Annotated in this window: 21 protein-coding genes and 1 pseudogene; 15 read left to right on the top strand and 7 right to left on the bottom strand. The window is 58.8% G+C overall.

Going from position 1 to position 22,765, the window contains the following annotated elements; all coding sequences use genetic code 11:
- The first annotated feature begins 45 nt into the window (after positions 1 to 45).
- A complete protein-coding gene (gene fur / locus ACNAZS_RS11040; protein ID WP_415789198.1) occupies positions 46 to 465 on the top strand; it encodes a ferric iron uptake transcriptional regulator in 420 nt (139 codons plus the stop codon).
- Between the two features lie 70 nt (positions 466 to 535).
- On the opposite strand, the pseudogene ACNAZS_RS11035 reads toward fur, so the two are convergent.
- The 3 genes and pseudogenes from ACNAZS_RS11035 to ACNAZS_RS11025 form a co-directional block, all read right to left on the bottom strand.
- Positions 536 to 1,670 (bottom strand): annotated as a pseudogene (locus tag ACNAZS_RS11035) (DNA repair protein RecN); the annotation flags it as partial.
- Between the two features lie 34 nt (positions 1,671 to 1,704).
- Positions 1,705 to 2,200, bottom strand: a 496-nt coding sequence (locus ACNAZS_RS11030; RefSeq protein WP_415789196.1) for an AAA family ATPase, incomplete at its 3' end; no start/stop codon positions are given.
- Between the two features lie 11 nt (positions 2,201 to 2,211).
- Complete coding sequence (locus ACNAZS_RS11025) at positions 2,212 to 3,111, bottom strand: NAD kinase (protein WP_415789194.1); 900 nt, start codon at positions 3,109 to 3,111, stop codon at positions 2,212 to 2,214.
- A 128-nt stretch (positions 3,112 to 3,239) separates the two neighbouring features.
- On the opposite strand from ACNAZS_RS11025, the gene hrcA reads away from it, so the two are divergent.
- The 7 genes from hrcA to dnaJ all read left to right on the top strand — a co-directional run bounded on the left by hrcA (position 3,240) and on the right by dnaJ (position 10,052).
- A complete protein-coding gene (hrcA, locus tag ACNAZS_RS11020) occupies positions 3,240 to 4,247 on the top strand; it encodes a heat-inducible transcriptional repressor HrcA (protein ID WP_415789192.1) in 1,008 nt (335 codons plus the stop codon).
- A gap of 52 nt (positions 4,248 to 4,299) precedes the next feature.
- A complete protein-coding gene (gene hemH, locus ACNAZS_RS11015) occupies positions 4,300 to 5,421 on the top strand; it encodes a ferrochelatase (protein ID WP_415789190.1) in 1,122 nt (373 codons plus the stop codon).
- 53 nt (positions 5,422 to 5,474) lie between these two features.
- A complete protein-coding gene (locus tag ACNAZS_RS11010) occupies positions 5,475 to 5,720 on the top strand; it encodes a hypothetical protein (protein ID WP_415789188.1) in 246 nt (81 codons plus the stop codon).
- An 85-nt stretch (positions 5,721 to 5,805) separates the two neighbouring features.
- Complete coding sequence (grpE, locus tag ACNAZS_RS11005) at positions 5,806 to 6,357, top strand: nucleotide exchange factor GrpE (RefSeq protein WP_415789186.1); 552 nt, start codon at positions 5,806 to 5,808, stop codon at positions 6,355 to 6,357.
- A gap of 11 nt (positions 6,358 to 6,368) precedes the next feature.
- Positions 6,369 to 6,749 carry a thioredoxin family protein gene (locus ACNAZS_RS11000; protein ID WP_415789184.1) on the top strand — a complete coding sequence of 127 codons (381 nt, stop codon included), beginning with the start codon at positions 6,369 to 6,371 and terminating at the stop codon, positions 6,747 to 6,749.
- 89 nt (positions 6,750 to 6,838) lie between these two features.
- Positions 6,839 to 8,797 carry a molecular chaperone DnaK gene (gene dnaK / locus ACNAZS_RS10995; RefSeq protein ID WP_415789642.1) on the top strand — a complete coding sequence of 653 codons (1,959 nt, stop codon included), beginning with the start codon at positions 6,839 to 6,841 and terminating at the stop codon, positions 8,795 to 8,797.
- A 118-nt stretch (positions 8,798 to 8,915) separates the two neighbouring features.
- Entirely contained in the window at positions 8,916 to 10,052 is a 1,137-nt protein-coding gene (gene dnaJ / locus ACNAZS_RS10990; RefSeq protein WP_415789182.1) for a molecular chaperone DnaJ, read from the top strand.
- 98 nt (positions 10,053 to 10,150) lie between these two features.
- On the opposite strand, the gene ACNAZS_RS10985 is transcribed toward dnaJ, so the two are convergent.
- Positions 10,151 to 12,910: a M16 family metallopeptidase gene (locus tag ACNAZS_RS10985; protein ID WP_415789180.1), complete on the bottom strand. Its 2,760-nt coding sequence runs from the start codon at positions 12,908 to 12,910 to the stop codon at positions 10,151 to 10,153.
- Positions 12,911 to 13,074: 164 nt separating this feature from the next.
- Here ACNAZS_RS10985 and ACNAZS_RS10980 point away from each other — a divergent pair, with 164 nt between their 5' ends.
- The gene (locus ACNAZS_RS10980) at positions 13,075 to 13,632 is read left to right on the top strand and encodes a GNAT family N-acetyltransferase (protein ID WP_415789640.1); all 558 of its coding nucleotides are present in this window, start codon (positions 13,075 to 13,077) and stop codon (positions 13,630 to 13,632) included.
- A gap of 46 nt (positions 13,633 to 13,678) precedes the next feature.
- Here ACNAZS_RS10980 and ACNAZS_RS10975 read toward each other — a convergent pair whose 3' ends face one another.
- Both ACNAZS_RS10975 and ACNAZS_RS10970 read right to left on the bottom strand, forming a co-directional pair.
- Positions 13,679 to 14,851: a vWA domain-containing protein gene (locus ACNAZS_RS10975; protein ID WP_415789178.1), complete on the bottom strand. Its 1,173-nt coding sequence runs from the start codon at positions 14,849 to 14,851 to the stop codon at positions 13,679 to 13,681.
- Between the two features lies 1 nt (position 14,852).
- A complete protein-coding gene (locus ACNAZS_RS10970; RefSeq protein WP_415789176.1) occupies positions 14,853 to 15,725 on the bottom strand; it encodes an AAA family ATPase in 873 nt (290 codons plus the stop codon).
- 154 nt (positions 15,726 to 15,879) lie between these two features.
- On the opposite strand from ACNAZS_RS10970, the gene ACNAZS_RS10965 reads away from it, so the two are divergent.
- Both ACNAZS_RS10965 and ACNAZS_RS10960 read left to right on the top strand, forming a co-directional pair.
- Positions 15,880 to 16,221: a c-type cytochrome gene (locus ACNAZS_RS10965; protein WP_415789174.1), complete on the top strand. Its 342-nt coding sequence runs from the start codon at positions 15,880 to 15,882 to the stop codon at positions 16,219 to 16,221.
- A 14-nt stretch (positions 16,222 to 16,235) separates the two neighbouring features.
- Positions 16,236 to 16,598 (top strand): c-type cytochrome, encoded by a 363-nt coding sequence (locus tag ACNAZS_RS10960; RefSeq protein WP_415789172.1) that lies wholly within the window; start codon positions 16,236 to 16,238, stop codon positions 16,596 to 16,598.
- Between the two features lie 30 nt (positions 16,599 to 16,628).
- On the opposite strand, the gene ACNAZS_RS10955 is transcribed toward ACNAZS_RS10960, so the two are convergent.
- A complete protein-coding gene (locus tag ACNAZS_RS10955; RefSeq protein ID WP_415789170.1) occupies positions 16,629 to 17,054 on the bottom strand; it encodes a DUF1841 family protein in 426 nt (141 codons plus the stop codon).
- A gap of 197 nt (positions 17,055 to 17,251) precedes the next feature.
- On the opposite strand from ACNAZS_RS10955, the gene icd reads away from it, so the two are divergent.
- The 4 genes from icd (at position 17,252) to ACNAZS_RS10935 (ending at position 22,758) form a co-directional block, all read left to right on the top strand.
- Positions 17,252 to 18,508, top strand: a complete 1,257-nt coding sequence (icd, locus tag ACNAZS_RS10950; protein WP_415789168.1) for an NADP-dependent isocitrate dehydrogenase — start codon at positions 17,252 to 17,254, stop codon at positions 18,506 to 18,508.
- A gap of 378 nt (positions 18,509 to 18,886) precedes the next feature.
- Positions 18,887 to 20,023 (top strand): porin, encoded by a 1,137-nt coding sequence (locus ACNAZS_RS10945; protein ID WP_415789166.1) that lies wholly within the window; start codon positions 18,887 to 18,889, stop codon positions 20,021 to 20,023.
- Between the two features lie 375 nt (positions 20,024 to 20,398).
- Positions 20,399 to 20,677 carry a DUF4212 domain-containing protein gene (locus ACNAZS_RS10940; RefSeq protein ID WP_415789164.1) on the top strand — a complete coding sequence of 93 codons (279 nt, stop codon included), beginning with the start codon at positions 20,399 to 20,401 and terminating at the stop codon, positions 20,675 to 20,677.
- Complete coding sequence (locus ACNAZS_RS10935; RefSeq protein ID WP_415789162.1) at positions 20,677 to 22,758, top strand: sodium:solute symporter family protein; 2,082 nt, start codon at positions 20,677 to 20,679, stop codon at positions 22,756 to 22,758. The genes ACNAZS_RS10940 and ACNAZS_RS10935 overlap by 1 nt, the downstream gene beginning before the upstream one ends.
- Positions 22,759 to 22,765 lie beyond the last annotated feature (7 nt).

The following is a 22,765-nucleotide window of genomic DNA, read 5'->3' as shown; positions in this document are numbered from 1 at the left end:
CGCAATCCCCAGCCCCAGCCACCGCGGAAAGAGAGCGATTACACCATGACAGACCAAAGTGAACTGAAAAACATGGGTTTGAAGGCGACTTTCCCTCGCCTGAAGATCCTGGACATTTTTCGCAAGGCAGACCAGCGGCACTTGAGTGCCGAAGACGTCTACCGTGCGCTGATCGGCGAAAACGTCGAAATCGGCCTGGCGACCGTATACCGTGTGCTGACGCAATTCGAGCAGGCCGGCATCCTGAGCCGCAGCCAATTTGACAGCGGCAAGGCCGTCTTCGAGTTGAACGACGGCGATCACCACGATCACCTGATCTGCACGAATTGCGGCAAGGTGCTCGAGTTTTCCGATGCCGACATCGAAAAGCGTCAACACAAAGTTGCCAAAGACAACAATTTTGTCCTGGAAAGCCACGCCATGGTGCTCTACGGGATCTGCAGCGACTGCCACAAGACGCGTTAAAGCCTTGGCGATGGGGGCGTTCCTGCCTGTGGGCTTTTCAAGCCTGTCAGGCACGGCCAGCGGTTGTTATCTAGCATGACGGCTGGCTGGCCAGTCCCCCTAGCATTTCACGCGCATGGTCGCGTGTGGTGGCGGTGATTTTTATCCCGCCCAGCATGCGGGCAATTTCCTCGACCCGCTGATCGGGGGCCAGCTCTGCAATCTGCGAGCGCGTAGTGCCCCTCGTTTCCTTTTTACTGACGCGATACTGCGCGTTGCCGCAGGCCGCGACTTGAGGCAGGTGGGTGACGCACAAGACCTGATGCCGCTCACCCAATTCCTTGAGTAGTTGACCGACGACTTCGGCGACAGCGCCGCCCACGCCACTGTCGACCTCGTCGAAAATCAGGGTGGGAACACGTGCGGCGCGGCTGGCAATCACAGACAGCGCCAGGGAAATCCGGGAGAGCTCGCCGCCCGAGGCGACCTTGCCCAGCGGACGCGCCGACGTCCCGGCATGGCCCGCTACCAGAAACTCGACGTGGTCACTGCCCTGTGCGGAAGGGGTGCCTGGTGAAACGACGGGTTCAAAGCGTCCGCCTTGCATGGCAAGCGTTTGCATGGCCTGGGTGACTTGCTTGCCCAGGTTTTTTGCGACTTTGGCGCGCGCGCCAGATAATTGACGGGCTGCTGTGTCGTATTGCGCCGCTGCCGCTTCGGCGCGCGTACGCAGGGTGTCGATGTCGGCCGCCGCTTGCAGATCGGTTAATTGCGTGTGCACTGTTTCGCGCAGCGCGGGCAAAGCTTCGGGATCGGTCTTGTACTTGCGCGCTGTATCAAATATGGCGCTCATGCGGGTATCGACCTCGGCCAGGCGTTGGGGATCGAGCTCGACGCGGCTGACGTAGTTGTTCAGATCGGAGATGGCTTCGGCCATCGCAATGCGCGCGGATTCGATCTCGTCGGCAATGCCATGCAGCCCGGCATCGTGTCGCAGCATGTGCTGCAAGCGATGCTGCGCGCTATTCAAGCGTTGCAGCGCCGAGTCATTTTCGCCATCGAGGGCTTCCAGGATTTGTCCCGCATCATCCAGCAGCGATTGGGCGTGTGCCAGGCGCGATTGCTCGGTCTGCAAGGCGTCCCATTCGTCGGGTTGCAGCGCCAGTCGATCGAGATCTTCGGCCTGCCACTGCAAGCGCTCGCGTTCGGCGGCGAGTCCGGCGGCGNNTTTTTCCGCCAGGTCGAGTTGGCGCGCGAGCNCTCGCCAGTCTTTCCAGGCCTGGGCGACGGCCTGACGCAGCGGGGCATGACCGCCGTGGGCGTCGAGCAGTTCGCGTTGCGCGTCTGGCCGCATCAGGCTTTGGTGGGCGTGCTGCCCGTGAATATCCACGAGGTTGTCACCCAGTTCGCGCAATTGCGTCAGGGTGGCCGGCATGCCATTGATGTACCCACGACTGCGACCCTGGGCGTCAATGACACGGCGCAGGGCTAGTTCGTCGCCTGTGTCCAGGTCGCGTTCGGCCAGCCAGCCGCGCAGCCCGTCGGGGATTTCGAACAGGGCCGTGATATCGGCGTGCGTCGCGCCCTCGCGCAATACCCCCGCGTCGGCGCGGCCGCCCAGCGCCAAGGCCAGGGCATCGATCAGAATGGATTTGCCGGCGCCAGTCTCGCCTGAAAAAACGGTAAAACCTGAGCCGAAGTGAATCTCGGCCTGTTCGACGATGACGAAATCGCGAATATGCAGGATGCGCAACATAGCTGGTACGGTTATTCCACGCTGTCGGATGCCTGTGGCATTAAATTCCAATGCAACTTGCGACGCAGGGTTGAAAAGAAGCTATAGCCCTCTGGGTGCACAAACCGGATCGTGTACGGCGCGCGCTGTACAGAAATACGGTCCCCGGGCTGCAAGTCAGACCAGGTCTGCATGTCGAAATGCACACTGGCACCGACCTCGACCCGACCGATGGCGGTCAGGGTCATGCTGAGCACGCCGTCGCCAGGAATCACAATCGGCCGATTGGACAGGGTCTGCGGCGCCACCGGCACCAGCACCATGGCATCCAGCCCCGGATGCAGAATCGGACCATTGGCCGATAGCGCATAGGCCGTTGACCCCGTCGGGGTCGCGATGATCAGGCCGTCGGCGCGCTGGCCATACATAAAGCCGCCGTCGACTTCGACGCGGACTTCGATCATGCCGCCGCGTCCCGCGCGGTTAAGCACCACGTCGTTCAGCGCGGTCGCGGAGAACATCAATTGATCGCCGCGCCAGACACTGCCCTCTAGGAGCATGCGGTCTTCGGCCTGGTAGTTGCCCTCGATGACACGGGACAGCGCGTTTTGCGCTTCTTGCAGGGGGATGTCGGTAATAAAGCCCAGGCGGCCGTGGTTAATGCCGACCAAGGGCACGCCATAGGGCGCCAATGTGCGGGCGGCGCCGAGCACTGTGCCATCACCGCCCATGACGACGGCCAGCGAGGCGGTCTCGCCAATTTCCTTCAAGCTGGCGTTGGGGTAGTCGTGCATGCCCGTGTTGTTGGCGGTGTCGGCCTCGATCAGCACCCGACGACCGGCTTGCACCAGCGTCTCGGCCAGGATGCGCAGCGGCGCGTCCAGCCCGGTATCCTGATATCTGCCAATCAGAGCGACGATGGGAAAATGCATGGTGGAAAGGAACGATTATCGATAGGGACGGCACGATGGCCGAGTAGATTTGCCGATTATATGGGGCGGCCTACCCAACTGTTGGACAAAAATCACCCATTTCTGAAAGTTTCCATACAATAGCCCACATGGATGACCGTGCCCGCGCATTACTTAAAGCCCTGATAGAACGCCACATTGCCGATGGGCAACCGGTAGGGTCGCGTACGCTATCCAAAATCTTTGATCTTTCTCCCGCCACGATACGCAATGTCATGGCCGATCTCGAGGACCTGGGCCTGATTCATAGCCCGCATACCTCGGCTGGGCGTGTGCCGACGCCGCGCGGCTATCGCATGTTTGTCGACTCGCTGCTGGCCGTACAGCCCTATGAGCTTCAGTCACCGCATTTTGGTGAAACGCCGTTGACGGCGACCGAGCCCTCTCGGGCCGTCAGCGCGGCGGCGGCGCTCTTGTCCAACCTGACGCAATTTGCTGGCGTGGTCTTGACGCCTAAGCGCGCCCAGGTGTTTCGCCAGATTGAGTTCATCCGTCTGTCGGATCGGCGCGTGTTGCTCATCATTGTGACGCCGGACGGCGACGTCCAGAACCGCATCCTGACCGTTCAGCGCGACTACGCCGAAGCCGAGTTGATTGAGGCTGGCAATTTCTTCAACGTGCATTTCGCGGGCAAGTCGTTCAATGAAGTGCGCCGCACTCTTGCGACCGAGTTGGCACAGTTGCGCGACGATATCTCACGCCTGATGCAGGCGGCGGTGGACGCCGGGACCGAGGCCGCCGAAGACGGCGATGACATGATTATTTCGGGTGAACGCAAGCTGCTCGACGTGACCGACATCGCCTCGGACATGGATCGCTTGCGCAAGATGTTCTCCCTGTTCGAGCAGAAAACCGACCTGTTGCAACTGCTGGATACTTCCAGTCGTGCGCAAGGGGTGCAAATCTATATCGGCGGCGATTCGCAGTTGCTGCCGATGGAAGAAGTGTCGGTTATTACTGCTCCCTATGGCGTAGACGGCAGGGTGATTGGCACGTTGGGAGTCATCGGTCCCACGCGCATGGCCTACGAGCGCGTCATCCCGATTGTTGATATCACCGCGCGTTTGCTATCGAACGCGTTCAGCCACAACCACTAGATTTGTAGCCGGGCCATCCTCTTCGCAGGAAGGCGCCTAGAGAGGTCTTGACGTGTTTTTGCGCTTGTTTAAGTATTTATGGCCCGAGCGCTATCTGCCTGAACCCACTCAGGCAGACCCCCTGGACGAAAATCCGCCGCCCCGGGAGGTAGGCCCTGTCGGGGTCATACTCGTCAATCTGGGAACGCCAGCGAGCCCTGCGCCACGCGATATTCGTCGTTACTTGGCCGAGTTTTTGTCTGATCCGCGCGTCATCGAGATCCCCCGCTATTTGTGGATGCCGATCCTGCACGGCTTGGTGCTCGCGCGGCGGCCGCAGCGTTTGCAGCCCCGCTACGCCGAAATCTGGATGGACGAAGGCTCACCCTTGATGGTGTATAGCCGTCGTCAGGCCGAGGGAGTGCAACGTGCGCTGCAGGCGCGTGGCATGGCCGTCCAGGTTGAACTGGCGATGCGCTACGGCGAGCCATCGATCAAGCAGGCCATGACGCGCTTGCGGCAGCAAGGGTGTCAGCGTATGTTGACGGTGCCGCTGTATCCGCAATATGCGGCCAGTACCACCGCGACGGTCGTCGACGCCGTGGCCGCGCATGCCGCCAGACTCCGCGATCAGCCCGAGCTACGCTTTGTCAAACGTTTTTATGACGAGCCGGGCTATCTGGATGCCCTGGCCGGTCAGGTTGCCGATTATTGGCAGACAAATGGCCGCCCGCAAAAGCTGGTGATGAGTTTTCATGGGTTGCCTCGCTACTCGATCGAACTGGGCGACCCCTACTACCGCGAGTGCCTGGAGACCGCGCGCCTGCTGCGCGAACGTCTGGGTTTGGGGCCGGAGCAGGTCGAGGTCACGTTCCAGAGCCGTTTTGGCACGGCCCGTTGGTTGGAGCCCTATACCGAGCCGACACTGAAAACCTTGGCGGCTCAAGGGGTGACCGAGGTGGACGTCGTGTGTCCCGGGTTTGTCGCAGATTGCCTGGAGACCCTGGAAGAGATCAGCAAGGAATGCCGCGATGCTTTCCTGTCGGCAGGCGGACGCCAATTCCGGTATATCCCGGCGCTCAATGATGATCCGGCCTGGATCGACGCGTTAACGGATCTGGTCGGCACTCACCTGCAAGGCTGGATCTCGAATACGGAGAATGGTCGTACACTGGGCATGAAGGTGAGTGCCTAGGCGTGATTTGGCGTCAGGCTCGTGACTGAATGAAAATTTTCAGGAGATTGAGCATGAACACATCCGTGAAGCCAGGAACCGGCGCGTCGTCTGAGTCGCAGGTGAACCGTCCCGCGGAGAATGCGGCCGATGGCGAGCTCGACAAAGCCCTCGAAGACACCTTTCCGGCGAGTGATCCCCCCGCCGTGACACCGGGTTCCATCTCGTCGGATGAGTGTGAAGACGCTCTCGACGAGGCGCTGGAAGAAAGCTTTCCTGCCAGCGACCCGCCCGCACCGGTCCAGCCCGGAAAAAAGTAGCCCTATTTGTCGCATGGCCTCTTGAAAACGTCGGGTTGACCCCCATTCTTGGGGTCAACGCTATTGTTTTTTTGGAGGAACCCTCATGACGGCATCTCAAGAGCCTGTCGACCAAGCCCCCGAGTCCGAAGATCAAGGCGCCTACGCGCCCGTCACTATCGAAGCGCTGCAGGCAGAAATCGCTGCGTTGCGCGCCGAGCTCGAGGCCGCCCAGGCCACCGTCACCGGACAGCAAGACCAGTTGTTGCGTACCCACGCCGAGGCGGAAAACGTCCGCCGCCGTGCTCAGGATGATGTGACCAAAGCGCGCAAATTCGGCATTGAGTCGTTTGCCGAAAGCCTGGTCCCTGTCAAAGACAGTCTCGAAGCGGCATTGGCTCAGCCCGATCAAACCCTCGACGCGTTGCGCGAGGGCGTCGACGTGACGCTGAAGCAACTGACCAGCGCCTTTGAGCGCAACGCGCTCAAAGAGGTCGCACCGGTCCAGGGTGACAAGTTTGACCCGCACCTGCATCAGGCAATTTCCTCCGTGCCGTCCGAGCAGCCGGCCAACACCATTGTGCAGTCCCTGCAAAAGGGCTATGTGATCGCCGACCGCACCCTGCGGCCCGCGCTGGTCATTGTGTCGGCAGGCTGAGCATCATCCTGATGACCGACCCCACCACCTTCGATCCGGCCCAGGTATTTCGGGTATTCGCCATGCGGCCGGTCGCGACCACCGATTTTGATCAGGTAGTGGTCAACGCGCCGGGTGATGACCTGCGCTGCGTATTTCTGTGGGGTCAGGATTGTTACAATTGCAATTTATTCAAGCAAGCTGCTTTGCTGCATCAGCAGGCGTTGCGGGATCTGGGATTGACCTGGTTTCAGGCTGACGTTTATGCGGACGAGCCCCTGGGACGGCGCTTTGGCCTGCACGGTGTGCCGACCTTTGTGTTGTACCGGGGCGGCAAGCGCCTTGGGCGCATCACGGGGTGGCCCGGGCTGCCCCAGTTTGTCGCCGCGATCCGTCGTCAGCAGGGGCCGTAATCGCGGGATGAGCAATCCATACACGGGTCTTGAAAAACCCCATTGGCGACCCCAGTTAGGTTGAGACGAGATCTTTTTCTCTAATTTCTATATCTGCAAATCAATATCAAGGCATTCCAACCATGAGCAAAATCATCGGCATCGACTTGGGCACGACCAACAGCTGTGTGGCTGTCATGGACGGTAACCAGGTCAAAATCATCGAAAACGCCGAGGGCGCCCGCACGACGCCCTCCATCATTGCCTATATGGATGATGGCGAAACGCTGGTCGGCGCACCCGCCAAGCGTCAAGCGGTGACCAATCCTACCAACACCCTGTATGCGGTCAAGCGTCTGATCGGTCGCAAGTTCGACGAAAAGGCCGTTCAAAAAGACATCGACCTGATGCCGTACAAGATCGTCAAGGCTGACAACGGCGACGCCTGGGTCGAGGCACGCGGCAAGAAAATCGCGCCTCCTCAAGTGTCGGCCGATGTGCTGCGCAAGATGAAGAAAACCGCCGAGGACTATCTGGGCGAAGAAGTCACCGAAGCCGTCATCACGGTGCCGGCCTACTTCAACGATAGCCAGCGCCAGGCCACCAAAGACGCCGGCCGCATCGCTGGCCTGGAAGTCAAGCGCATCATCAACGAGCCCACCGCGGCCGCGTTGGCGTTTGGCCTGGACAAGTCCGAAAAGGGCGATCGCAAGATTGTGGTGTATGACCTGGGTGGCGGTACGTTTGACGTTTCCATCATCGAAATCGCCGACGTCGATGGCGAAAAGCAGTTCGAAGTATTGTCGACCAACGGCGATACCTTCCTGGGCGGCGAAGACTTCGACCAACGCATCATCGACTACATCATCGCCGAGTTCAAGAAAGAACAAGGCGTTGATCTGTCCAAAGACGTCCTGGCCCTGCAGCGCCTGAAAGAAGCCGCCGAAAAGGCCAAGATCGAGCTGTCGTCCACTCAGCAGACCGAAATCAACCTGCCGTACATCACGGCCGATGCGTCGGGTCCCAAGCACTTGAACCTGAAGGTCACTCGCGCCAAGCTCGAAGCCCTGGTCGAAGAGTTGATCGATCGGACTATCGAACCCTGCCGTGTGGCCATCAAGGACGCCGGTATCAAGGTATCCGAGATCGACGACGTGATCCTGGTCGGCGGCATGACTCGTATGCCAAAGGTCCAGGAAAAGGTCAAAGAGTTCTTTGGTAAAGATCCGCGCAAGGACGTCAACCCGGACGAAGCCGTGGCCGCAGGTGCCGCGATTCAGGGTTCCGTGTTGTCGGGCGACCGCAAAGACGTGCTGTTGCTGGACGTGACGCCTCTGTCGCTGGGTATCGAAACCCTGGGCGGCGTGATGACCAAGATGATCCAGAAGAACACCACGATTCCGACGCGTTTCTCGCAGACGTTCTCGACTGCCGACGACAACCAGCCGGCCGTGACGATCAAGGTATTCCAGGGCGAGCGTGAAATCGCCGCGGGCAACAAGAGCCTGGGCGAATTCAACCTCGAGGGTATTCCGCCCTCGCCACGTGGTTTGCCGCAAATCGAGGTCACGTTCGACATCGACGCTAACGGCATTCTGCATGTGTCTGCCAAGGACAAAGGTACCGGCAAGGAAAACAAGATCACCATCAAGGCCAACTCGGGCTTGTCCGAAGACGAGATCCAGCGCATGGTCCAGGATGCCGAGGCAAATGCCGAGGAAGATCACCGTGTTGCCGAGCTGGCGCAGGCGCGTAACCAGGCCGATGCACTGGTGCACGCCACCCGCAAGTCGTTGACCGAGTATGGTGACAAGCTCGAGGCTTCCGAAAAAGAAGCCATCGAAACTGCCATCAAGGAACTCGAAGACGTGCTGAAGGACGGCGACAAGGCGGCGATCGACGCCAAGGTCGAAGTCCTGTCGACGGCTTCGCAAAAGCTCGGCGAAAAAATGTATGCCGATATGCAAGCAGCCCAGGCTGCCCAGCAACAAGAGGGCGGTGATGCCGGCAAGCCTGCCGATGACAATGTGGTCGATGCTGACTTCAAAGAAGTCAAGCGCGATCAATAAGTCGGGCAATAGCGGCCGTCTATGACGCCTGAGTGCGCCCGGTACCCGGAAATCCCGGTTACCGGGCGAATTCGTTCTGTATCACCAAGGTTATAGCTCGTTCTCGAGCCCATTCAATATGGCAAAACGCGATTACTACGAAGCCCTCGGCGTGGCAAAAAACGCCACGGACGATGAGCTGAAAAAGGCCTACCGCAAGCTGGCCATGAAATACCATCCGGATCGCAATCCGGACAGCAAAGACGCCGAAGAGAAATTCAAAGAGATCAAGGAAGCCTACGAAATCCTGGGCGACGAGCAAAAGCGAGCCGCTTATGATCGCTATGGCCACGCGGGGGTTGATCCCAACGCGGCGGGCATGGGCGGCGCTGGGATGGGCGGGGGTTTCGCTGACGCTTTTGGCGATATCTTCGGCGAGATTTTCGGCGGCGCGGCCGGTGGCCGTCGCGGCGGAGGTGGTGGTCCACAGGTGTACCGTGGCGCTGATCTCAAATACGCCCTCGAGATCACGCTCGAGCAGGCGGCCCAGGGTTTTGATACCGAAATCCGCGTACCCAGTTGGGAGCACTGTGACACCTGCCACGGCAGCGGCGCCAAGCCCGGCACCTCGCCCAAGACCTGCCACACATGTGGCGGGGCGGGGGCCGTGCGTATGCAACAGGGCTTCTTCAGCGTGCAGCAGACCTGCCCGACTTGTCACGGTAGTGGCAAAGAGGTCACGGATCCATGCGCGGCTTGCGATGGCGTGGGACGTATTCGTCGCAACAAAACCCTGCAGGTCAAGATTCCCGCCGGCATTGATGACGGCATGCGTATTCGCTCCAGCGGCAATGGCGAGCCCGGCTTGAATGGCGGACCGTCTGGCGACCTGTATGTCGAAATTCACATCAAGCAGCACAAGATCTTCCAGCGTGACGACGACGACCTGCACTGCGAGCTGACGATTCCGTTTACGACGGCCGCCTTGGGGGGCGACTTGCAAGTGCCCACACTAGGCGGCAAGGCCGAAATCTCGATCCCGGAAGGCACGCAGTCGGGCAAGACGTTCCGTCTGCGTGGCAAGGGGATACGCGGTGTGCGTGCCAGCTATCCGGGCGATTTGTACTGCCATGTGGTCGTCGAGACGCCGGTGCGACTGAGCGACGAACAAAAAGACATTCTGCGACAGTTCGAGGCGTCGCTCAGTGATGGCGGAGAACGCCATTCGCCGCAAAGCAAGTCCTGGACTGATCGGGTCAAAGAGTTCTTTAGCTGATCCTGACTGCCTTGTCCGCCCCTTGGGGCGGCCTCGCCGCAAAAAAAGGAAAGGCCCCTTGTCACAATCACATGACAAGGGGCCTTTGCTCGTGAGGGTCAGGGCGTCTTTTTGTGCTTGGCAAAGTCTCCGGCGACCGCGGTGCTGAAGGCCGACGGCTGCAAGTACTTGCGCAGCGCGGCATTGACAGCGTCCGGCGTCAGGGCGGCGATCTTCTCGTCGATCTGTGCCGACCATTCAAACGTGCGGCCCCGGTCCAGGTAGCTGATCCAGGCCGACGCCAATACGCTGTCCTGCGCCCGGGAAAGCTTGCGGTAGTTCAGCAGTGCGGCAATGCCATCCTTGATTTCCTCGGACGTAAAGCCGTCTTTGACAGCTCGGGCGAGCTCCTCTGTGATGGCGGTCTCCAGCCGATCCCGGTTTTCGGGGGCATAGATGGCATAGACCGTCCAGCTGGCCGTGGGCTCGTACGACGATACCGACAAGTTGCTGCGCACGTTATACGACAGGCCCTCGGTTTCGCGGACCCGGTTCCACAGGCGTGAGGTTTCCGAGGTGCCCAGCAGGAAATTCGCTAGATAAAGCGCCGGATAATCCGGGTTCGTATCCTGGATCTTGAGCGGCATGCGCGAAATATAGAACGCATTCGCCTTGTCGGGCGTTTCTATATCGAAGTTTTCCGCCTTGATATCCCGATAGGGCTTGCTGAGCCGGGTATAGGCGGGTGCTTTTTGCCATCCGTTCAGCCCGGTGGTCAGTGCCTGCTTGACGGCATCCGCCTGAAAGTCACCCACCGCCGAGAACTTGATCGCGCCTGCGCCGTAAAAGCGCTTGTGGAACGCTACCAACGCGTCGCGTTGGATTTGCTCAGTTTGAGCCAGCGACTCGTCAAACGTCGGTACGTAGCGTACGTCGTCAGCGGGCCATGGATTGTTCTGCCGCGCCAGGGCGCGAGAGGCCAGGCTGGTCGGCTCGGTCATGGCACTACGAATCGACGTCAGAGTTTGACGCTGATATTCCTCGACTTCAGCCTGCGGGAAGCTGGCATTGCGTACGACGTCCAGCACCAGGCCGATCAGGGCGGGTAATTGATCGCCTGCCGCGGACATGGCCACGGTCAGATCAGTGTCGGCGCCACTGAAGGACACCTCGGCCTGCATCGCATCGAAGCGATCTTGAATTTCCTGGCGCGATAGCGTGGACGTGCCGCGCTCGAGCAGGTCGGCAACGGCGGCCGCGTTGATACGCTGGCCTCGCAGGCTCTCGGCATCGCCAAAGTGAATCAGCAACTCCGCCTGTACGCGACCGCCCCGGGTATCTTTGGGCAACAGTGCGAGCTGTACCGCCCCATTGGGCAGGTCCAGGCTGCTGCGCTGGGTCAGCGCATCGATATTGGCGGGCGAGGGGTCAAACGCATCGGTCTGCTTAAAGTTGGGATCTCCCTTGTAGTCCTTTAGCGTTTCGGTCAGGTCCGGGCGTTGCAACAGGGGCGCTCGTTGCGGTTTTTCCGTGGGGATATAGCGGCCTTCGGTGCGGTTGCTGGGGATCAAATACTGGGTGGCGATACGTTGTACATCTTCGAGCTTGGCCTGTCGTACCTGGTCACGCATCAAAAAGAGCAAGCGCCAATCTCCCCCCGCAATGGCCTCGGAGAGCGCGACGCCGATTTGTTCCGGGTCGGCATAGAGTTGCTGCCATGACGTCAGCCACTTGCTGCGGGCGCGGTCCAGTTCTGCCTGGGTAAATGGTTTTTCACGCAGCGACTCCAATGTCGTCGTGAGGGTTTTCAAGGCCTTGTCTTGATCCATGCCCGGTTGCAACTGCGCCCCAAACATTCCGACACCGGGATCATGTTGATCCATGGTGAAACCAAATACGCCCGCCGCCAGCTTGGTCGGGACTAGCGCGTGGTACAGGCGGCCGGAGGGCGTGTCGGACAGAATGGTGGCGGCCAGATCGAACGGAATGTAGTCTGGACTGCCCGCAGCCGGGATGTGGTACATGGCCGCGACCAGGGGGGTACCGCCTGCGCGTCGCAGGGTCACGGCACGCTCACCGTCTTGAACGGGCTCGACGGTGTATTCGGGGGGCAGCGTACGTTGCGGTTTGGGGAGCTTGCCCAGCGTGTCGCTGATCGCATTGAGCGTGGCCTGGGGGTCGAACTTGCCGGACACAATCAAAACGGCGTTGTCCGGTTGGTAGTATTGATGATAGAACGCGCGCAATTGCCCGACGTCGACGTTTTCCACATCGGTGCGCGCGCCGATCGTGCTTTTGCCGTAGCTATGCCACTGGTAAGCGGCCGCCTGCATTTTCTGCATTAACACACGAAATGGATTGTTTTCGCCGCTCTCCATTTCGTTTCGCACGACCGTCATCTCAGAGTCGAGATCCTCTTTGGCGATCAAGGAATTGATCATCGCATCCGCTTGCCAGCCCAGATACCATTTCAGGGTATCGGGGTCAGAGGCAAAGCTGGCGAAGTAATTGGTGCGATCGGTGGAGGTCGAGCCGTTGGCTTGCAGTCCGCGCCGGGAAAACTCGCCCAATGCATTTCGGATGGTGGGCGTGCCTTTGAACAACATGTGCTCAAGCAAATGCGCCATCCCCGTCTGACCGTAATTTTCCTGACGCGAGCCGACCAGATACGTCATATTGACGGTCGTCGTGGGTTTAGAGGCATCCGGGGCCAGCAGGACACGAAGCCCATTAGACAGGCGGTATTCGGTGATGCCCTCGACCGAGGCGACTTCTGAGGCCCCTGACGGCAGGGTCGTTGCCCCGGCCTGAAAGGCCAGAAACGACGTGATCAGCAGGGCGTTCAGGCGGCCGGGCAACTTCGGAAACGAAAAACGCATAGCAAGTATCCATATAGCGGGCGAAAGTCGTTGGAGTGTATACGCAATGGATGGTTCCTATGGCCGGCGGCAGAGTCGGTGTGGGCTCGATGTTTCTTCGCCTTGCGGCCAGCGCTGGCTCCCGCGGCACAAGAGGTATCGGGCTGTTTGGCTACAATTTGTACATGGAAAATCATCGATCCCAAGTTTTGCCCCGCGGCGCCGTGGCGGTGGACTGCTCACACGCGCGTCATGCCCCGGCCATCCTGACGATTTTCAACGACGCCATCCTTCATTCCACGGCCTTGTATGACTACGAGCCGCGTACCCTGGAGACGATGCAGGCCTGGTTCCAGGCGAAAACGGCGGGTGGCTTTCCCGTCCTGGGACTCGAGAATGCGGCAGGCGAACTCATGGGGTTTGCCAGTTATGGCGCATTCCGGGCCTATCCGGCCAACAAATACACGGTGGAGCATTCGGTGTACGTCGATGGCCGGTTTCGCGGACTCGGGCTTGGCGAGGCGCTGATGCGTCTCTTGATCGATCGCGCACATCAGGCTCAACTGCATGTGCTGGTGGGCGGCATTGATGCGACGAACGCGGGCAGCATCCGTTTACATGAAAAATTGGGCTTTGTGCACGCCGGCACCATCCGTCATGCGGGATTCAAGTTTGGCCGTTGGCTGGATCTGGCGTTTTATCAGTTGTTGCTGGATACGCCCGTCGCGCCCATCGACGGTTGAAGTGACAGGCGGCGTGCCCCGAGCATCCGGCAGGCACGCCGACGCATTACTTCGATAATTGGCGCATGGCCTGTTCCAGGCCCGACACGGTCACTGGATACATGCGCTTTTGCATGATGTCGTTCAGCAAGGCGATGGATTGACGGTATTGCCATGATGCGGTGGGCTCGGGATTTAACCACGCGGCCTTGGGCCAGGCATCCAGCAGCCGGCGCAGCCAGACGGCACCGGCTTCTTTGTTGTAATGCTCGACAGAGCCTCCGGGCTGCAGGATCTCGTAGGGGCTCATGGTTGCGTCGCCCACGATGATCAGACGCCAGTCGGGGTTGTACTTGCGCAGCACGTCCCAGGTATCAAAGCGCTCGCTGTTTCGGCGGCTATTGCTCTGCCACAAGCTTTCGTAGGGGCAGTTATGAAAATAATAGACCTCGAGGTTGCGGAATTCGGTGCGTGCCGCCGAAAAGAGTTCTTCGACACGGGCAATGTGATCGTCCATGCTGCCGCCGACATCCAGCAGCATCAATACTTTGACCGTGTTGTGGCGCTCGGGCACCAGTCGCAAATCGAGATGGCCGGCATTGCGCGCGGTGCTGGCGATCGTGTCATCCAAGTCCAGTTCGAGCTCAGCGCCTTCGCGCGCAAAGCGTCGCAGTCGTCTTAGCGCCACTTTGAAGTTGCGCGTGCCCAGCTCAATCTGATTGTCGTAGTCGCGAAACTGACGCATGTCCCAGACCTTGACTGCCGTGCGATTGCCGGCCGAATCGCCACCCACGCGAATGCCTTCGGGATGATAGCCACCATTGCCGAAGGGGGATGTGCCACCCGTGCCGATCCATTTGCTGCCACCCGCGTGGCGCTCTTTTTGTTCTTCGAGACGCTCTTTAAAGAGCTCCATCAGCTTGTCCAAACCGTGCTTCTCGATAGCGGCTTTTTGTTCGGGCGTCAGGCTTTTTTCGAACTGCTTGATCAGCCAGTCGATGGGGATCTCTTTGCCGGCGGGCAAGGCGGCCTCGATACCGCGATAGTACGCGCCAAAGGCGGCATCGTAGCGGTCGTACAACGACTCGTCTTTCACAAGCGCGGTGCGCGCCAGGAAATAGAAGTCATCGAGGGTGGGCGACATGATCTGTTGCTGCAGCGCCTCCAGCAAGGTCAGGTATTCCTTGACCGACACGGGCAGCTTATGGGCGCGCAGATGGTAGAAGAAATCGATCAGCATATCAGCGCCTGACGTTGCCGCGGGTCATGGCCGCGAGTCGCTCCAGCAACTGGACGTCTTGTTCGTTCTTGAGCAACGCGCCCGCCATCATCGGGACCGACGCTGCCGCATGGGCGTCGATTTGTTCCGCGGTGGCGCCCTCGGCCAGCAGCAGTCGCAGCCAGTCAAGGAGTTCGGAGGTCGAGGGTTTTTTCTTCAGCCCGGGCGCTTCGCGCAACATAAAGAACGTATCCAGCGCGGCACGCAGGACGTCCTGTTTGAGATCGGGAAAATGCACGTCCACGATGTCGCGCATCGTCTCGCGGTCGGGGAAGCGAATGTAGTGGAAAAAGCAGCGGCGCAGGAAGGCGTCAGGCAGGTCTTTTTCGTTGTTGGAGGTGATGATGACCAGCGGCCGGTGACGCGCGGAAACCGTTTCGCGCGTTTCGTAGACATGGAACTCCATGCGATCGAGTTCGCGCAACAGGTCATTGGGAAACTCGATGTCGGCTTTATCGATTTCATCAATCAGCAACACGACGGGTTCGTGGGCGTCGAAGGCCTGCCAGAGCGTGCCTTGCATGATGTAGTTACGAATGTCGCGGACTTTTTCGTCACCCAGTTGCGAGTCGCGCAAGCGCGAGACGGCATCGTATTCGTAGAGGCCTTGGTGCGCCTTGGTCGTGGATTTGATATGCCATTGCAGCAACGGCCGCCCTAACGCCTGTGCGACTTCTTCGGCCAGCATGGTCTTGCCCGTGCCCGGTTCGCCCTTGATCAACAAGGGGCGTTGCAACGTGAGTGCGGCATTGACGGCCAGCTTGAGATCATCGGTCGCGACATAGCTGTCGGTTCCTTCGAAGCGGGGAGAGGCAGAGTTCTGGATAGCAGTCATGGGCAATGGTGACGAAAGTGGGGCGAGGGGGATCCACGCTCGGGGTTGGTATGGCTTGGCAACAATTATCGTACAATCGACCGGGTTTGTAGCTGGGCTGCGGCCCAGTCGCTCATCCCGAGCACAGTTTTCAGCCTGACAAAGAGCCATTCCAATGAAGTTGAAAACCTATCTGTCCTCGCTGGTTGTAGTGATGTCCTGTGTGAGCGCGGGTCAGGCAACTGCTGCTGACGCAGCACCGACCGGCAATGTCGAGGATGCCAAAGATAAAATCTCCATGTGCATTGGGTGCCATGGTATTCCTGGCTACAAAGCCAGTTTTCCCGAGCTTTATCATGTGCCGATGATCGCAGGCCAAAACGCCGAGTACATCGTAGCCGCCCTCAATGAGTACAAAAAAGGCGCGCGGAGCCATCCCACGATGGACGCTATCGCCGGCAGCCTCAGCGATCAGGATATCGCTGATCTGGCTGCTTACTACGCCAATCTGAAATGACGCGGGGGCACACGATGAAACGCTATATGTTGGCCCTGGCGGGCGTCATTCTGGCTTCGGTCGGTGGCGTGGCGCAGGCTCAAGACCTGGCCGCCGGCAAGGCGGTATTTGATAAATTCAACTGTGCTTCGTGTCATGGGGCAGATGCCAGGACCTCTGTCGATCCGTCCTACCCCGTGTTGGCTGGCCAGCACGAGGACTACCTGATCCAGGCGCTAAAGTCCTACAAGCGTGGGGCGGCCGGTATGCCGGCCACGGCAAACGTGCGCAAGAATCCCATCATGGGGGCCTTTGCCGCGCAGCTTTCGGATCAGGATATCGAGCACGTTGCGGCATGGTTGGCTGCACAGCCCAGCGATCTGGGTGTGCGCAAATAAGGCAACGCGCTTAACGTAAAACGCCTAGCGTTAACGTTCAGCGCGTTGGCGAATCAACTCGATATACGTATCGCTATCCAGCGGCGTGCCTAGCCGCTGGGATTCCCAGACCACCTGACCCAGACAATCCATGATGTCGTGGGCGGCTTGGTGTGCATCGCTGCGGGCGACCAGTCTTTGGTATGCGGCGCGGATACCCCGTGGGTGATCGATAGATAGCTGTTCAGCAATGGCCAGGTGCATCGACAGGTGCAGGAACGGATTCGTCCGTCCTTTCTCGACCGGATATTCCGCCGTCATGGCCTCCGGGTGTTCGAGGTCCCCGTGATATTCGGGATGCTCAATGATCCAGTCCAGCGCCATGACCTCTAGTGGGGTTAGAACCTCGGCGGCGCGGTGCTTGCGCCACGTTTCGATAAAGAACTCGCGGACTTGGTCCCGGGATGGGTTGAACATGAGGCGAAAACACTTGAAAAAATATTGAAATAGAACGCTATTTTAGCGCTCGTGACGTTCGCGCCCCGGCACGTGCTGCGCAATGGCGGCTAGAATTGGCAAGAATTCGCTTTTGACCCGGTCGCCGTGTGTTTGACGCAGCTAGCGCAACCTTATCGGCGGGCGTGCAAAAAGTATCCGGAGCAACAGGAGTATTCATGTCGTACCAACACATCACGGTTCCCGCCGAGGGTCAGAAAATCACGGCCAACGCGGATTTTTCGTTGAACGTGCCGGACCAGCCCATTATTCCCTTTATCGAGGGCGACGGTGCGGGCGCTGATATTACGCCCGTGATGATCAAGGTCGTGGATGCTGCGGTCCAGAAGGCCTATGACGGCCAGCGCAAGATTCATTGGATGGAAATCTACGCTGGCGAAAAGGCTACTCGCATTTATGGAGACGACGTCTGGCTTCCTGAGGAAACGCTCGAGACGGTCAAAGACTATTTGGTCGCGATCAAGGGCCCATTGGCCACGCCGGTGGGTGGGGGCATACGTTCGCTGAATGTCACATTGCGTCAGCAACTCGACTTGTACGTCTGTCTGCGCCCCGTACGTTACTTCAAGGGTGTGCCGTCGCCGGTTCGCGAGCCTTCAAAGACCAATGTGGTGATCTTCCGCGAAAACTCCGAAGACATCTATGCCGGGATTGAGTATCCAGCAGAAAGCGAGCAAGCCAAAGAGCTCATCCAGTTTTTGCAAACCAGGCTGGGGGTGAAAAACCTCCGGTTCCCGGACACCTCGGCGATCGGGATCAAACCGGTGTCGCGCGAGGGTACCGAGCGCCTGGTGAGCAAGGCCATTCGTTATGCCATCGACCATGACCGTTCGTCGGTCACGCTGGTCCACAAGGGCAACATCATGAAGTTCACCGAGGGTGGCTTCCGTGATTGGGGTTACGCGTTGGCGCAAAAAGAATTCGGCGCGCAATTGATTGATGGCGGCCCGTGGTGCAAGGTCAAAAATCCCAGAACGGGTCGCGAGATCACGATCAAGGATTCAATCGCCGATGCCTTTTTGCAGACGATCCTGCTGCGTCCGACCGAGTGCGACGTCATCGCGACGCTGAATCTGAACGGAGACTATTTCTCCGATGCGCTGGCCGCCCAAGTCGGGGGAGTGGGTATTGCCCCGGGTGCCAACATGTCCGATTCGGTGGCTATTTTCGAAGCCACGCATGGCACGGCCCCCAAATACGCAGGCAAAGACTACGTCAACCCGGGCTCTGAGATTTTGTCGGCCGAGATGATGTTGCGCCATATGGGCTGGACCGAGGCCGCGGATCTGATTGTCTCCAGCATGGAAAAGTCGATCTTGTCTAAACACGTTACTTATGACTTCGCTCGCTTGCTCGAAGGTGCGACCCAGGTTTCATGTTCGGGGTTCGGCCGAGTCATGATTGAAAATATGTAGGTAGCATATTATTACCCGGACATATTGCAGCGAACTGCCCCTTATTCGCGAGGATCTGCAGCGAAATGGGGCGAAAATCATCACCATAGGTGTTTACCGCTGGGGTGCGATATGCAATAGGGTTACCCCTGATTTGTTGTTAAGACGCAATAAATCAGCCATTATTGAATGTGAACTAAGTAACTCAATGTATTTATAACGATTAGTGATTTGTATAAAAATCAAAGACTTGAGTATTTTGTAAGATACATTTAGATTCATTGTGTTGTTCCTGGATTTGGAGCTGACACAGGCTTTCCCTAATGTATAGGTTCTGGCAGTCTCCGCGGGTGGGGACTAGCGGCTTTCTCACTACTCTCTACTGATCGGGATGAGGACATGAAACTAACAAAAACTCTGCTAGCTGGCGCGATTCTCGCTGGCATCGGTGGCACCGCGGTCGCGGAAACCTCCGTCACCTTGTACGGTTTGATTGACGTGGGTCTCACCTATCAACGTGGCAAAGTTGGCACTGATGACGCCAACCGCCCCTTGTACCAAGGCAACTATCAATCTCGTATCGGCATGACCAACGGCATCCAGAGCGGTTCGCGCTGGGGTCTGCGTGGCACCGAAGATCTGGGTGATGGCCTGCAAGCTGTGTTCGTGCTGGAAAGCGGTTTCGGCGCCAGCAACGGTAACAGCAGCCAAGGTGATCGCCTGTTTGGTCGTCAAGCCACCATCGGTCTGCAAAGCGAAAGCTGGGGCCGTCTGGACTTGGGTCGCCAAACCAACATCGCTTCGAAGTACTTCTCGAGCATCGATCCCTTCTCGCTCAGCTACTTGAACTCCACCATGGGTTCTGCGTTCAGCGCCGCTAACACGGTTCGCTACGACAACATGGTGATGTATCAAACCCCGTCCTGGGGTGGTTTCCAAGCCGGTATCGGTTACTCGTTCAACGTGGATGATGTAGACCGTCCGGGCGAATTCGAAACTGGCGATAACAGCCGTGCAGTGACCGCTGGTGTGCGTTACAACAACGGCCCGCTGAATGTCGCTTTGACGTATGACCAGCAGTTCCTGTATCCGAGCCAACCGCAACCCAAGCAATTCATCTTGGGCGCAGCCTACGACTTCGAAGTCCTGAAGCTCTCGCTGGCTTATGGTCGCACTCAAGACGGCGTGTTCCTGGGTCAAGACTTTGACCTGATGGGCGGCCTCGTCAACCCCAACACCCCCGCTAAGGGCCAAGGCGGCACCAACGACGCCTTCACGTGGGATGGTCTGAAGATCAATTCGTACCTGGTCGGTGTTAGCGCTCCTATCGGCGGCGCCAGCAACGTGTTCGCTTCGTGGCAACGTGCTGATCCCAACAAGGATCTGGAAGCAATGGACATCTACAGCGTGGGTTACACCTACGATCTGTCCAAGCGCACCAACTTGTACTCGGTTGCTTCGTATGCAGACGCTGCTGCTTTCGTAGACGGCAACAAGATGCTGACCGTCGGCGTCGGCTTGCGTCACCGCTTCTAAGTATAGGTACGGGTTGCCCTTTTCCGAGCGGAGTCGGGGCACCTTGTTCTTGGGCCACCCACTATGTGGGTGGCTTTTTTTAGTTTTCAAAAGCACCATTTTGGTGCATTCAAACAGATGTTTTTGCGCCACCCTAGGGCATTCCCCTAGTGTGACAATCCCATTCATGGTGCACAATCTTTGTCATGCAGGTGAGGAGACAAATAGCCTCGAAAAGAGGCAACCGGCGGCACCGGTATAAATAACCTGGCAGTACCCAAATAAAAGCAAATCGCACAACGGCTGACACCTCGGTGTCAGCCGTTGTCGCATCCGGCCCGAGCAAGTCAATTTCTTGCATAATGGCTAGTCGCGGCACCGAATACAAAACCAGACATGCCGGATTCTCGTGTAACCACTCCCCCTGCCATGCGGCGTTATTGGCACCGTAATCTAATCCTGATCGGCACGCTCATCGTTTGTTGGGCCGCGCTGACTTTTATTCCAGCTTTCTTCGCCCGCGATCTGTCATTTGGATTTATCGGATGGCCGTTCTCATTCTGGATGGCGGCGTACGGTGCCCCGCTATGCTATTTGGTGCTGATTGGGATCTATGCGTGGGTCATGAATCGCGCGGATGCACGGGCTCGCCGAGACGGCGAGCAGGGTGATTAATGCCGTTTTCCGGTGGCAATCCCCGCGAGTTTGAAATCCGGCTGCGCCGTATCTATGTGCTTTACACGGCAGGTTTTGTTTTGCTGATCGTGTTGCTGGCGTTGGCTGAAGTGGCAGGCATGCCGCGCGATTGGATCGGCTACGCTTTCTTGCTGGTGACTGTCAGCTTGTATGCCGGCATTGGCATTGTGTGCCGCACGTCAGACCAAGTGGAATATTACGTGGCTGGCCGGCGTGTTCCCGCTGTGTATAACGGCATGGCCACGGCGGCTGACTGGATGTCGGTCGCGTCGTTCATTGGTGTAGCCGGTACGCTTTATCTGACCGGATACGGAGGGCTCGCCTACATCATGGGGTGGACCGGCGGCTACGTATTGGTGGCCCTGTTGCTGGCGCCCTATCTGCGCAAGTTCGGTCAATACACGATTCCTGATTTTATGGGCGCGCGCTATGGCGGCAACCTGGCTCGCCTGGCTGGCGTGGCATGTGCGGTGTTGTGCTCGTTTACCTATTTGGTCGCGCAGATTTATGGCGTGGGGATCATCACGACGCGGATGACCGGTATTTCGTTCGAGTTGGGTATCTTCGTGGCGCTCGGTGGGATGCTGGTGTGTTCTTTCCTGGGGGGCATGCGGGCAGTGACCTGGACGCAGGTCGGGCAGTACATCATTTTGGTGGTGGCTTATCTCGTACCGGTCGTGTGGTTGTCGATCAAGCACACGGATATGCCGTTGCCACAACTCTCGGCCGGCATCGTGTTGCAAGAGATCACCGAGCGCGAAGCACAATTGGGCAAGGATGTCTCAGAGTTGCAGGTGAGGCAGTTGTGGAAAGCGCGTGCGGATGAAATGACCCAGCGACTCCAGGCGCTGCCTCAATCGCTCGCGCAGGAAAAAGACCGGTTGCGCAGTCGCCTGGCGCAGTTGAGCGCGACCGAGGCGTCCATGATCGATATCCGGACGCTGGAGCGCGAGCTCGAGACGTATCCCGCCAGTGTCGAAGAGGCTCGGGCGGCGTGGTCACAGGCGCGCGCGCTTTACGAAGCGCGCGGCTCACCGCCGGTGCCGCATGCCGAAGCCTTCCCTGCAAAAGACCCCAAGGCTCGCCAGGATATGCGGACCAACTTCCTCGCGTTGGTGCTGTGCCTGATGCTGGGGACGGCTGGCATGCCGCACATTTTGATGCGCTCTTACACGACCTCGTCGGTGGTGGAGGCACGGCGTTCTGTCTGTTGGTCGTTGCTGTTTATTTTGTTGCTGTATTTCATGGCGCCGGCGTTGGCGCTGCTGATCAAGTACGAGGTGTATACGCAGGTCGTGGGATCGGACTTTGCCGCTTTACCGAGTTGGGTGCATGCCTGGAGCGCCGTCGACGTCAACTTGTTTGATCTTGTCGACGTAAATCGTGACGGCAAGGTGCAACTGGGCGAGATCAGTATGGGAGCGGATGTCGTGGTGTTGGCGATGCCCGAGATCGGCGGTTTGCCCTATGTCATTTCGGGTTTGGTCGCCGCCGGCGGGCTGGCAGCCGCTCTGTCGACGGCCGATGGCCTGTTGCTGACGCTGTCGAACTCGCTGTCGCACGATATGTGGTACCGGGTCGTATCGCCCCGGATGTCGGCCGCGCGCCGGGTGATGGTGTCAAAGATATTGCTGCTGGTCGTGGCCTTCGGCGCCGCCTGGGTGGCGGCGCGCAAGCCCGCGGATATTTTGTTTATGGTGTCTGCCGCATTCTCGTTCGCGGCATCGTCCTTTTTCCCGGTGCTGGTCATGGGCTTGTTCTGGCGTCGAGCGAACAAATGGGGGGCAACCTCAGGGATGTTTGTCGGCCTGGCGGTGACGTTCACCTATATGGCCCACACGCACCCCTGGTTGCGCGAGTGGGTTTTTGGTATTGACCGCGCACAGGCGGTGAACCTGTGGTGGGGGATTCAACCTATTGCAGCCGGCGTCTTTGGCGCGCCTGCGGCGTTTTTGACCATCATCGTGGTGTCATTGCTCACCCCGCCACCCGACAGTGCAACGATCCAGTTAGTGCAGTATTTGCGCGAACCGGATGGCAAGCCACCGACACTGTCTTGATGGTGCC

Source organism: Bordetella tumulicola (genome assembly GCF_965138755.1).
Taxonomy (GTDB): domain Bacteria; phylum Pseudomonadota; class Gammaproteobacteria; order Burkholderiales; family Burkholderiaceae_B; genus Bordetella_A; species Bordetella_A tumulicola.
This window is presented reverse-complemented; position numbering and strand designations above follow the sequence as displayed.